This window comes from Bacteroidales bacterium (assembly GCA_016707785.1).
Taxonomy (GTDB): Bacteria; Bacteroidota; Bacteroidia; order Bacteroidales; family UBA4417; genus UBA4417.
Genome location: JADJGZ010000008.1, coordinates 127,338 through 140,003, shown reverse-complemented (window position 1 = coordinate 140,003; position 12,666 = coordinate 127,338). Strand labels below are relative to the sequence as shown.

The window sequence follows — 12,666 nt, the reverse complement described above, 5'->3', positions numbered from 1 at the left end:
AACAATAAATGATGTTGACAATAATACCTCAATTACAAATGGGTATTGATACGGAAACTCCAACTACCGACTTTCCACCCACCGGAATTACATTGATCTTCCTATTCAACTTCCACAGAAAATGGCCACTGAAATAACCGACCGCTGATCCAATAAGTACATCCGAAGCCCAATGCCGGTCCTGGTAAATCCTTGACAACGCTGTTGCCGTTGCAATGGAATAACACAACACAGGAACCCAGGTTGTGCTTTTATATTCAGATGCGATAACAGAAGCAATCGCAAATGTGAAGGCAGAATGTCCTGAAGGAAAACTATTATAATGCCAGTCGCTGATAGGTCCATCCCAGTTATTGGGCGATGCAGGATCATCCTGGAAAGGACGATGCCGGTGTGTCAGTTGTTTGGTCACTTGCACCAAAACTGATGTGATCACTGCTGCTTTCCCTGCAGTTAATGCGGTTGCTGAAGTACGATCATTTGCAGAGATCCTGCCGATAAGGTACATCCCACCCAGGAAAGGGACTGAATAAATCCCTGAACCCCAGGGCTCTAAACCATACCGGGCAATATCTGTTGTTGTTTTGTCCTGATGTGATTGGAAAAAATCCCTGATGACACGATCATTTGAGTAAGTAAGAAAACCTGCACCTGCAACTACACCTAAACCTATCCATTGCTTTCCTTTCCAGTGAATTGGAGAAAGCATAAGATCCCTGCTATCCCGGAATCCTGAAATGATAAAGGATCCATTAAGTCTTGGATAAGGATAATCCTGTGAATGGACAGGAGTGGCTTTCCATAAACAAAGAAGAATCAGGAACCAGGTGTATTTCAAGGAGATTTCTATTTAATTCAGATTCATAGCTTTATTGACTGCATAGCTGCAGTAAATGGCTTCCTCCTAATTGGATTCTATTCCAGTTCCTTTGCCTTATTCCAGATCTCATCCATCTCAGATAATGTCATATCATGAAGTTTCTTACCCATTTTTGCGGCTTCTATTTCCAGGTATTTAAATCTTCGGATGAATTTCCGGTTAGTCCTTTCCAGGGCCGTTTCAGGGTTCACATCAATGAATCGGGAATAATTGATAAGTGCAAACAATAGGTCTCCAAATTCATCTTCCCTCCTTTCGGGGGTGTTCTCGTTGGCTAATTCATATTTTAACTCACCAATCTCTTCTTCTACCTTTGCCCATACCTGCCCAACATTGTCCCAGTCGAAACCGACACCTCTGGCCTTATCCTGTATCCTGTAGGCCTTCACCATGGCAGGCAACGACATAGGCACTCCCTCCAATACTGAAGTCCGCCCTTCTTCCAGCTTGATCCTCTCCCAATTGTCCTTTACATCGGTGGCATTCTCAACTTTTACATCACCAAAGATATGCGGATGACGGCGGATCAATTTTTCATTGATTCCTTCCAGTACCCCTGAAATATCAAACTTACCAGATTCTTCACCCAGCTTAGCATAGAAAACAATATGAAGCATCAGGTCTCCCAATTCCTTCCTGATTTCATCCAGGTCTTTCTCCAGGATTGCATCAGATAACTCATAAGTCTCTTCTATAGTCAGATGCCGTAAGCTCTCGAAAGTCTGTTCCTTATCCCATGGACATTTTGCCCTGAGTTCATCCATTATATCCAGCAAGCGCTGAAATTCACTGATTCTTTTATCCATAATCCGGTTACTATGTTTTATGCTCAGGAAAATTCCTGAAACTGGCCTTGTCACTATATATCGTCTTGTTTTCCTTTGCAAGTCTGATCATCTCATCAAATAAAGCAACGGATCTGGCTGTAAAAAACCTGTTCCCACGGAAATTAAGATTCCTGCAGATTGAAGGATCAATATATTGATGAACAAAGGCTGTTATATCATTATTTTTTATTTGGGGATGCGACGCCAGGGTTCTGACAACCTGAAATTGTCCGTCCGGAGTTTTAACAGTGGCATCAAACACTTCATCCAAACGGGTTTTGACTGGAAACTTCTCTTTTAAAATATCCTCCGGACAATGCACAAAGGAAAGAAAATTGGTATCCACCCCTATTCCGATGATCTTGCCTTCATATTTCATAAGCTTGTAATAAGGGCTTGTTTCATCACAAGGGTAAATAGAAGTCCCATGCATTTCTGTAAGCTCAGCGGCATTTTTCCCCAAAGCTACAATCGAATTAATGGGATGAATGCTTCTTATGGAATCGGGATGCCTTCGGGCGGCTTCTGAGAGCAACCCCATAACAGACGGTGATCTGCGGACATCAAAAACCAACTTCTTCCGAAGGTAATCCTCGGCCCTGTAATTAAAGTGCCAGGCCGGAAATAGGAGTGTCCCATTCTCTCCTACAGTTGAAATGAGAATATCAAGCAACTTGATGACATCAAACCGAATGTTCAGGTTATCAATAGAACTGTGGATGAAAACGACCGATCCCTTCCCAATACCCAATTGATCTGTAAGGATTTTGCTGAACTCATCTTCTGAAAGTGGCCTGTAAACAGACTTTAAAAAGGACCTGTATCCCGATCGCAGCTTAATAAAGAGATGCAGCGGCAAAACCTTGAATATGATCTTCTTTAATTTCATTTCGAACCGGGACTTAGCGGGTTTGCAAGTTTTTGGAAAGTTGTAAACTCAACTCCCGGATATAATTTCCTGGTCTGCTGCACAAAATCCCGCATCAGCTTAAATGAATAATCACCCATACTCTTTGGATGACCACTCACACTGAGTATCACGGATTCATATTCCCGGTATTTCCTGACGTTGTATTCCAGGATTTTTAAAAGATATGCTACATCAAGTGTATAATTATCAAAGGATAACATCCGCGCTGAAAAAAGCATTTTAATCCTCGATACCAGATCAGTAGGATTACCTTCATGAATCTGGTTCCCATGATCCCTGGGTGCCTGGTGGGCAAGCTTTTTGAGCTTAAATCTGGTTGGTACTTCGAATGGGGTTTTAGGGATACTTGCAATAGGAACTTCCAAAAGTCCGGCTGCAGAAGGAAAATCCAATCTGCCATCATTACCTATAAACCAATTGGGTTGTGCCGGCATCCTGCGGAAGTCTATTTCGGATAAACCTGATCTGAAATAATATCCTTTGATAATGGAACTCTCATATTGAATTCCATGATTCAGAAGGCTGTTTACTATTTTAGAGGTATCCCCTTCAAGGTTATACCCTCCCGCCCTGAATGCCAGGCATTTATACTCAGGATGATCCGTTAACAATATCTCATTCAATAAATCACACCCGGTTTTTACAATTTTATCGGTCGGATAGATGCTATGCCCTATAAAATCAGCCAATTTGTAATCCCTTGATGGAACAAAAGTTTGATTTTCGAATTTGCTTGTCAGCCAATGAGGATGAAGATGCAATTGAACATCATGCCCACCATTGTAGGCCGTTTTTAGTTGCTCGGTGTAAGGTTTAAAAAAGTTATTGTACTATCAGCTGAATGATGTTTTTAACAGAATTCAACCTGGGAAGATCCTTTAATGAAAATTCAATATTGAAATGCTCTTCTATTTCGGCAATCAATTCAACCTGTGCCATAGAATCCCAACCCTCGATATCCCTGTCAGTAAAATCTTCTTTAAGGCTAAGATTTTCCTGCTTCAGGACCCGCCTCATTATCAAGGTCAATTCATTTTTAATATCAGTCATTGCTCAATCTTTTTTCCATCAATACTTTTGTCCTGCCGGGCAGTATTTCACAAATGTAAACATTCCCGGAGGTTATTTCATGGCTGACCTGAAAACCCAATTTGAGGTAGGCGTTCAAGGCGGAATGATTTTCTTTCATCAGTTGTACCTGCACTTTCTCCAATGCCGGATGCAATAATTTCTCTTCAGAAATGATGAAATCTATCAACTTCCCGGCAATGCCTAAACCCCTAAATTCAGGATGAGTATATACCGATTCAATCTGTAAAGTTGAGGCTTCTCTCTCCAATGAAATCTCAGAAGCTACCTTAAGATTTTCCCTGGATGAAACCAATGTTCCCCTGGGGAGCAGGAAGTTGAACGCACTCATTTTAATCACCCCGGATGAAACACCATTAAGGGCTTCTACCCATCCGGAGACTGCTGCAACAGGCTTCCCTTCATTTTCACATACCCTGAAACTACCAAGACTTATCTCAAATCCATTTAAGCCTTCCAGCAACATCGAGGTGAGACACTTCCTTAACACTTCATCTGATATCCCGAAAATACGGCCATAGGAACTTCGTCCGCTTCCACTCATATCAGCCTGGATAATTGCTTCAACCAGGAATTCGATATCATCAGCCACTGCACTGCGGATTATCATAGCCTAAATCATTATGTTAACTGTCCCAATAATGCCTTTTTATCGATTTTCCCATTCAGATTCAAAGGGAAAGATTCTAACCGGATTACCTTTCCAGGCAGCATGTAAGAAGGTAAAAGCTGCTTTAAGTCAGCAGAAATGGATTCTATTTCATCTTTTTCTGTTCTCAGGAATAAATAAAGTACGGGATTCCCTCTTTTGTCTTCCTTTACGACGACAACAGCTTCAAGAACTCCATCAATAGACAAAGCAGCATGCTCAATTTCGCCAATTTCTACTCTAAAACCCTGTATCTTCACTTGCGAATCCAATCTGCCTGCAAAGAAAAAATCACCCGCGGGGTCACAAAATGCCAAATCACCGGTTCTGTAAAAAACCTGATCAATTCCATCGGTCTGCAAGCTGAGAAATGCATTCCGGTTTCTTTCGTCATTTCCCAGATAACCGGCAGTAGTCTGAGAACCGGAGATACAGAGCTCTCCCACTGCACCAACAGCAACCTCCACACCTGAATTGTCCAGCACTTTGAAATGAACTTCTTCATAGGGCTTACCTATGCAAACCACTCCATTATGTTCCTTCAACTCGTCTTTGTTGTCAACCTGGTAGGAGGAGCAAAAGATGGTAGCTTCCGTCGGGCCATAAACATTCAGAATCCGGGCATTTGGTAAACAGGGCTGCCACTCTTTTACCATATCACTCTTCAAAGATTCACCACAAAAGAGCCATTGCTTTACAAAAGGCAAATGGATTTCCTTGAAATAGGGCCTCAGAAAACTAAGGAATGATGGGACTGTCAGCACCTGAGTAAGAGAATATTTCTCAAGTAATTCAATAGCAGCACTATATTTTACAGCATTCCTTGGAAGGGTATAAACGGAAGCACCGGCTATCAATGGAACCAGGTAGGAATATATTGAAAGGTCAAACGTAAGGTCGAATACCTGTAAGAACCGATCCTCATTCTGAACCTTTATATCACTCGAAAAAATGGCCCTGAGAAAGCTCTCAAGGTTCTTCCGGCTGATGGGTACCCCTTTCGGTGCCCCTGTTGTCCCTGAAGTGAATAGAATATATGCCAAAGCATCCGATGGCTTATCTATAAAGTCAGGAGCCTTATCTGAGCCACTCACATTATTTGAACTCAACACGTTTAACTTCTGTTCTACCCCAATATTTTCTAGAGGAACATCAGTCCGGGAACTTATTATATACCTTAATACGGCCTGTTGAATGATGCTCTTGTTTCTTTCAGCAGGATGTCCGGGTTCTATTGGGACAAATGCAATTCCTGAAATCAAGCAAGCCACGATGGAGGCATAGGTGTGGAAATCATCATAAACCCATATCCCCAGCCGTTCCTCTCCATCCATCTTTTCCTTTAGCATCTGCTGAATTGCCTGCACCAGCGATCTCAGTTCGAGATATGAATATGCTCTCCCATCAATGAAGAAAGCAGTTTCATCGGCATATGTCAGTATAGATTTATAAAGATCTTTTATCATGAATCCGGTGGAAAATCATTTCACAATATGCAAATATCGGATTATATAAGGATTCAGTCCTGAAAAGCCGGTTTAAAATTATTTGGCGGCACAAAAATGATCTTGATTAGTATTACATGAAGGCGTTTTCCCGACTTAAATCAGAATGGCCTACCTTTGCAGGATAATAAAAGGCTCTAAAGGCCGTTTTTTTTTGCAGTTACTGAACCTACTTTAACATTGAAAAATTCTCTCAAATACTTCCATCTCTTTCTCATTACGCTGACATTGGTACTGACGCAATTAAATGTAAGCGGTCAACACAAATTCAGGGGCTCAAATCTTTTACTGGAAGGAAGGGTGAACTACGGTTTCCTTATCAACCATCACCTTGAAATGCAGATCTTTAACAGCCATTTCCCTGCATTTGAAATTAATTTAGGAAAAGAGACATTTGGGGAGTATCGCTGGCAACGGATGTATAGCTATCCTTTTATCGGGGTAAGCTATTGGTATTCTCACCTTGGGAATTCTCCACTCCTTGGCTCCGCACATGCTGTTTTTCCCTATGTGAACTACCCTCTTATCCGCGACCAGAAGCATGAACTCAATTTCAGGCTGGGACTAGGTCTTGCCTACCTGACTCAAAAATTCGACCGCATAGAAAACTATAAATACCTGGCTATCGGTTCACATGTGAATGCCGCCGCCAACCTGATGTTTGAATATAGATGGATGTTTAGCCCCAGGATGAATGCTGCTATTGGATTGGCTCTCATGCATTTCTCAAATGGCTCCATGAAAACCCCAAACTATGGCATCAATATACCTTCTTTAAATCTTGGGCTTTCTTACAGGCTGAGTAAAGCAAACCCCTACCTGACCCGCAAAATGTTACCGGAACTCTATGTATTTGAATTTGACGGCAAAAGATCTGTAACACTGGATCTGGGCGCAACTATTGCCTATAAAGATATGGGTAGCGAATATGGCAGGACTTTCATGATCTACAATGTGTTTGGGAATGTGGTTAAACCTGTCTCCTTCAAAAGCGCAGTAGGAGCCGGATTTGACCTTACTATCGATCGGTCTGACCCCTTCTTCCTGAAAAGAAAAGGAATGGAATTCGACCGGGAATTTCAAAAAATGAGAATCGGTCTTAATGCCGCCTACCAATTGAGCATGTCAAAGCTTTCATATATGTTCAACCTGGGCTTTTATGTAAGCGGGAAAGTTCGTCCAAGTATCTCCTATTTTAAACTTGGCTTACACTATGACATTACGCCTCAGGTATTCGCTACACTTGCCCTTCGTACTCATTTTGCCCAGGCCGATTATGTTGGATTCGGACTCGGATATAAACTGCCACTTTACTACTACAATCTGAAGAAAAAGAAATGAAACGGATATACGATAGCGTTCAACTTACATGGGTCGGGAAAAGACTTGTCTGTCTTCTGCCATTGCTGTTGCTGACAATACTTTTTGAAGGTTGCGAAAAGGATCACGCTTTCGATTTTCTAAAAAGTACAGGAAAAATCATCAGCATCAACAGGGATGTGAATGAGAACTTTACAGATGTCCAGATAGAAAATAATATCGACCTTGTACTTATCCAGGGATCTCCCTACAAAATTACACTTGAAGGAGGTGAAAACCTGTTGCCGGGAATAGAGACCAAGATCAGTGACAGCAGTCTTACAATCAGGAATCTCAACAGGTATAACTGGGTGAGGTCCTATGATAAAAAAATCACAGCTTATGTGACGGCTCCGCATTTCCTTAGCTTAGGGTACAGAAGCACAGGAACTGTAACCAATGTGGATACGATTCATGAAGATTCTCTCTTTATCACTTCCTATGCCGGCTCAGGTTATATAAAACTTTGTATTGATGTTGGGCTTTCGCACCTTTCATTAAATACGGGCTCTGTTGATTTCGACATTTCCGGGAAAAGTGGCAGCAATTTTATCTATGCAGGTAGCTATGGTCCATTTCACTGCCTGGAATTGGAAACATTGAATACCTATATGAGCAATCAAGGCACAAACGATTGCTATATCAATGTAAAAACCACCTTGAATATGATATCAGGGGACTGGGAAGCATCTACTATAAAGGTAAACCATCACAGGTAGCAGGGACCATCACTGGGGAAGGAAAACTTGTCGCCCTGGATTAGGAAGGGTTCCTTTCCATTCGGGTAATTCGTATTTTAGCATTTCAATAATTCCATAGCAGGAATGCGCATTTTAAACTCTTTTCCTGAAGTAAACCGCAGAACATCCGGACTCTTCATCATATCTGCGATCATCGTTCTGATCACATTCCTGGCTATTTCAAATATCAACTTAGGGAAAGACTATAAATCAGGCAAAATGGAAGCGGATGGAAAAGGGTATTATGCCTATCTGCCAGCAGTATTTATTTACCACGATCTCTCATTCCGTTTTTTTTATCAGGTTGAAAGGCAAACATACTATGATCCGAATTACCTCTATAATTATCTCAGGGAATATAAAGGGAAAACCATTAATAAATACTTTGCAGGGACAGCACTCTGCATGTTACCCTTCTTCCTGATAGGCCACCTGTTTACATTATTTAGCAATTATCCTCCCGATGGCTATAGCTATTTTTATATGCTCTGGATACACTTGGGAGCGCTCTTTTACTTATTTGCCGGGCTTATAGCTCTTGGGAAACTACTCAAATCCTATGATATCCGTGATAAATGGATTAGGCTTACCCTTCCGGCCATTGTTTTTGGCACCAACTTGTTTTATTACGTACTGACAGAGTTCAGTATGTCGCATATTTATTCTTTTACCCTAATAACCAGCTTCTTATTATGTGCACGACTTTTCCTGAAAGGGGGAAAGAATATCCTGGCTTTCCGGGCATTGATCATACTGGGAATAATTACCTTGATCCGTCCGATTAACATAGTAATTCTGATAAGCATACCCTTCCTTGCTGATAGTCCTGAAATGCTGAGAAATGGACTGAAAAGACTACTAAAAGCATATCATAGCTGGATTCCGGGTATTACTGGGTTCTTGCTGATCGTTTCTATACAACCCATTATTTACAAAATTCAAACTGGAAGTTTCTTTGTCTATTCTTATCCGGGTGAAGGCTTCAATTTTCTTCAACCACATATCTTTCAGATGCTGTTCAGCTATCGTAAAGGGCTGTTCCTGTATACACCCCTGTTACTTGTAAGTCTTTTAGGTTTCTATTATTTGTGGAAGACCAATAAATACCAGCTTTTCACACTTGCTGGTTTCCTGATGATCATCACTTACCTGTTTTCTTCCTGGCACATGTGGTATTACGGAGGGAGTTTCTCCCAGAGGGTCTTTATTGACTTCTTTGCACTTTTTGCAATTCTGCTTGGCATAACATTAAACAGAGTCACACCCGGATTGAAAAGAAATTCACTTCTGATCACTATATTCCTTTTATGCCTCTTTTGTCAGTATCAGACGTATCAATACAGGCATATGGTTATTCACTGGTCAGATATGACCCGCGACCTTTATTGGGATGGAATGTTTAAACTTAATCCATAAAAGGGATTATCAATGAATAAGTTTCAACCGGTCAAATTCAGGAACATAGATGAGTTTCTTGATTATCTCCCAGATGAGGAAAGAGAGATTGTAGTTTTTCTTCGGCAGATTATATTGGAATCATTGCCTGAATGCAGGGAGAAACTGGCTTATAATGTTCCGTTCTATTATAAAAAATCAAGAATTTGCTTCATATGGCCACCTTCAGTTCCCTGGGGCAATGTGAATATTAAAGGCGTCCAGCTTGGATTCTGCAATGGATATTTATTAAAAGATGAGGACGGATACCTTGAAAAAGGAAATAGGAAACAAGTGTACTGGAAGGAATATAATTCTATTATTCAGGTAGATCCTGATCTCCTTCGGGAGTTCTTATTTGAAGCACTCGCCATTGATGGAAAGGTTTAAATTAAGTACCTGACCGACTTGTTTTATTCAATAACCCTGAGGTTACCCATCAACCTGATATCCATAGAAGAAGCACCAATCATAATCCTGAAAATCCCTGGCTCTATGGTCAGTTTATTGTTTATATCCAACATGCTTAAGGATTCCGGTGATATTTCAAAACTTAGCGTTTTTTCTTCTCCCGGAGCAAGTGTGATGCGCTGAAAGCCCTTCAGTTCTTTAACCGGACGAGCCACTGACGCCAGTTCATCCCGTATATATAGCTGGCAAACCTCATCACCCGAAAGTTTTCCAATATTCCTGACTTTAAAGCGAACATGTGCAGTCTGACCTGCCTGAATACCCGGATGATCAATCTGCAAATCAGAGTACTCAAATTTCGAATAACTTAATCCATATCCGAAAGGGAATAACGGCATGCCAGTGAGGTCTGTATAGTCATCTCCCCTCCCTGTAGGTTTATGATTATATACTAAAGGCAGCTGCCCTTCGAAAACAGGGAAGGTTATAGGTAAACGACCTGCTGGATTATATTTTCCAAAAATCACCTCAGCAACTGCATCTCCACCAGCTTCACCGGGATACCATACATCCAGGATTGCACTTACCTTGTCTTTCCAGGTATTCATCGTAATGGCACTTCCACCTGTTAAAACTACAATTACAGGCTTTCCTGCCGAACAAATTGCCTGTATCATTTCCTCCTGTTTACCCGGAAGTTTTAAAAAAGCCCTGTCATTAAATTCGCCTTCATTGATACCGGCTACTATAACAGCAACATCTGCATCCATAGCAGTTTTCACAGCTTCTTTTATCTGTTCATCGGTTTGTTTATCGATTCCTGCATCCCAGATCAACTTCAGCCGTGCACTTCCCGAACTCTCAAAATACTCCACACGGATATCATATTCTTTCCCCTGTATAAATTGAACTTCTACCATCTGGGTTTGGAATGAAGATTTCTGCCAGTTGTCAATGAGTAATTTACCATCAAAATAGAGCCGATAGCCATCATTTCCTTCCATCCCCAGATGAAAGGTCCCGGTAGACGGAGCAATGATTTTGCCTGTCCATCGTATTGAATAACAATCAAAGGCTAATGCAGGATCCGGAGAATAGAGCGTCCATCCAAAAGATAGCTGGGAATCGGTTCGGGTTAATACTGGTGTTCCTACCAGATTTAAATTATTAAAATACTCCCCTTTAAGTCCTTGAACCTTTAAATCAGATTTTGTGGAACTCAGATTTGCTGATGGAACCACACGATAAGGCTCGAAGCTTCTTCCGCATCCCGGTGAATACGTTATTTCCATACCTGCCGGGGCATGTTTGCGCAAGCCATCCAATATGCTGACTTTATTAATTCCAGGACCACTGTACCCCCCTAACCTGGCCTCAACAGCATCATGCCCAATCACCGCAATTCTTTTTATCCCGGCATTCAGAGGTAACGTTTCGGCTTTATTGTCGAGTAAAACTATAGATTCCCTGGCTGCCTGCAATGCAAGCTGACGATGCAGGGCATGGCCATTCCAGATTCCTGCCTCCTTGCTGTCAACATATGGATTTTCAAATAAACCAGACTGGAACTTAGCCCTAAGTACCCTGGTAACCGCACTGTCGATCACAGATGAAGGGATCAACCCTTTATCAAAGGCATCTTTGAAGAGGGTATGATGTTCGTAGTCCGTCTGGAAAATGACATCTAATCCCCCTTCCATTGCATCTTCTGTTGCTTCAGTATAATCGGCCGCTGTATAATGAAGTACATTAGCTCCGCCCACAGCACAGGCATCTGAAATAACAAATCCACGGAAGCCCCACTCTTGTTTCAACTTCTTGTTCAACAACCAGTCATGTGCCGTGCATGGAGTCCCATCCAGCGAATTATACGATGACATCACAGAACGCGCACCTGCTTTTTGAAATCCTGACTTGAAAGCCGGGAAATATACTTCTTCTAGGAGACGCTCATTGTAATGTATCGGGTAGCTATCCCTCCCACCATCGCCTACATTCACTGCAAAATGTTTAGGGGTAGCGATCACACCTATTTTTTCAAAAGCATCGATATAACAAGATCCCATCAATGAAGTAAGGTATGGATCTTCACCATATGTCTCTTCCACTCTTCCCCATCTGACATCCCTGGCAATATTGATAACCGGATCTAAAACCTGCCTGATTCCTCTGGATTTCACCTCAATGGCAATGGCAGAAGAAACCTGCCTCATCAGGGAAGTATCCCAACTGGCTGCAAGTCCTATCGATTGGGGGAAGGATGTACTTCCTCCCATCCCAAGACCATGCAGTGCCTCTGCAAAAGGAATAATGGGTATTCCCAACCGTGTTTCATTCACAAAGAATCGCTGTATCTCATTGACCTTTTCAGCAAACAGACTTGCATCACTGGATCCTCCGTAGGTTAACATCTGTCCTGCGGCATCTGTAGTTTCACCCTTAGCATCCACCTGCAGTCCAAAGATTCCATGCTTCAGTTTCTCCTTTCCTAGACTCAAATCACCGGGAATCATATACAACTGCCAGAATTTTTCATCGGCTGTCATGCGACCTAACAAATCCTTTACTCTTTCATCAATACCCAGAGATGGATTCTTATAAGGCAAAATATCCTGCGCTTGACTCGCTGCGCTGAAACAGAATAGCAAAAGAAACAAGCAATACCCCGGGGACAAAACAGCTTTCATAGATTTACAGATTGGAATGGTTTGTAAAAATATTAATAAAGTACCGATCATTGACCTGAATTTTAAGAGATAGGATGTTCAGGTAGAAAATACGCTATGTAATCCCGGAAATAAAAAAGTCCCGCCAATATTGACGGGACTGTCTCAAAAACAA

12 protein-coding genes are annotated in these 12,666 nt (G+C 41.7%); 4 read left to right on the top strand and 8 right to left on the bottom strand.

Annotated elements, in window-relative coordinates; translation table 11 throughout:
- Positions 1-28: 28 nt before the first annotated feature.
- From IPH84_06565 to IPH84_06535, 7 genes are all read right to left on the bottom strand, one after another.
- The gene (locus IPH84_06565) at positions 29-838 is read right to left on the bottom strand and encodes a phosphatase PAP2 family protein (protein MBK7172887.1); all 810 of its coding nucleotides are present in this window, start codon (positions 836-838) and stop codon (positions 29-31) included.
- 77 nt (positions 839-915) lie between these two features.
- Positions 916-1,686 carry a nucleoside triphosphate pyrophosphohydrolase gene (gene mazG, locus IPH84_06560; protein ID MBK7172886.1) on the bottom strand — a complete coding sequence of 257 codons (771 nt, stop codon included), beginning with the start codon at positions 1,684-1,686 and terminating at the stop codon, positions 916-918.
- Positions 1,687-1,696: 10 nt separating this feature from the next.
- Positions 1,697-2,596 carry an AAC(3) family N-acetyltransferase gene (locus IPH84_06555; protein ID MBK7172885.1) on the bottom strand — a complete coding sequence of 300 codons (900 nt, stop codon included), beginning with the start codon at positions 2,594-2,596 and terminating at the stop codon, positions 1,697-1,699.
- Positions 2,593-3,327, bottom strand: coding sequence for a hypothetical protein (locus tag IPH84_06550; GenBank protein ID MBK7172884.1), 735 nt, complete (start codon positions 3,325-3,327; stop codon positions 2,593-2,595). Before IPH84_06550 ends, IPH84_06555 begins: the two co-directional genes overlap by 4 nt.
- 133 nt (positions 3,328-3,460) lie before the next feature.
- Positions 3,461-3,688, bottom strand: a complete 228-nt coding sequence (locus IPH84_06545) for an acyl carrier protein (GenBank protein ID MBK7172883.1) — start codon at positions 3,686-3,688, stop codon at positions 3,461-3,463.
- The gene (locus IPH84_06540; GenBank protein MBK7172882.1) at positions 3,681-4,337 is read right to left on the bottom strand and encodes a GNAT family N-acetyltransferase; all 657 of its coding nucleotides are present in this window, start codon (positions 4,335-4,337) and stop codon (positions 3,681-3,683) included. Before IPH84_06540 ends, IPH84_06545 begins: the two co-directional genes overlap by 8 nt.
- A gap of 11 nt (positions 4,338-4,348) precedes the next feature.
- Positions 4,349-5,842 (bottom strand): AMP-binding protein, encoded by a 1,494-nt coding sequence (locus IPH84_06535; protein ID MBK7172881.1) that lies wholly within the window; start codon positions 5,840-5,842, stop codon positions 4,349-4,351.
- Positions 5,843-6,061: 219 nt separating this feature from the next.
- Here IPH84_06535 and IPH84_06530 point away from each other — a divergent pair, with 219 nt between their 5' ends.
- From IPH84_06530 to IPH84_06515, 4 genes are all read left to right on the top strand, one after another.
- Positions 6,062-7,222, top strand: a complete 1,161-nt coding sequence (locus IPH84_06530; protein ID MBK7172880.1) for an acyloxyacyl hydrolase — start codon at positions 6,062-6,064, stop codon at positions 7,220-7,222.
- Positions 7,219-7,959, top strand: coding sequence for a DUF2807 domain-containing protein (locus tag IPH84_06525; GenBank protein ID MBK7172879.1), 741 nt, complete (start codon positions 7,219-7,221; stop codon positions 7,957-7,959). The genes IPH84_06530 and IPH84_06525 overlap by 4 nt, the downstream gene beginning before the upstream one ends.
- 105 nt (positions 7,960-8,064) lie before the next feature.
- Entirely contained in the window at positions 8,065-9,396 is a 1,332-nt protein-coding gene (locus IPH84_06520) for a hypothetical protein (GenBank protein MBK7172878.1), read from the top strand.
- A gap of 12 nt (positions 9,397-9,408) precedes the next feature.
- Positions 9,409-9,804 carry a DUF1801 domain-containing protein gene (locus IPH84_06515; GenBank protein ID MBK7172877.1) on the top strand — a complete coding sequence of 132 codons (396 nt, stop codon included), beginning with the start codon at positions 9,409-9,411 and terminating at the stop codon, positions 9,802-9,804.
- 23 nt (positions 9,805-9,827) lie between these two features.
- Here the strand turns inward: IPH84_06515 and IPH84_06510 are convergent, their stop codons facing one another.
- Positions 9,828-12,512 (bottom strand): glycoside hydrolase family 3 C-terminal domain-containing protein, encoded by a 2,685-nt coding sequence (locus IPH84_06510; protein MBK7172876.1) that lies wholly within the window; start codon positions 12,510-12,512, stop codon positions 9,828-9,830.
- Between the last annotated feature and the right edge of the window lie 154 nt (positions 12,513-12,666).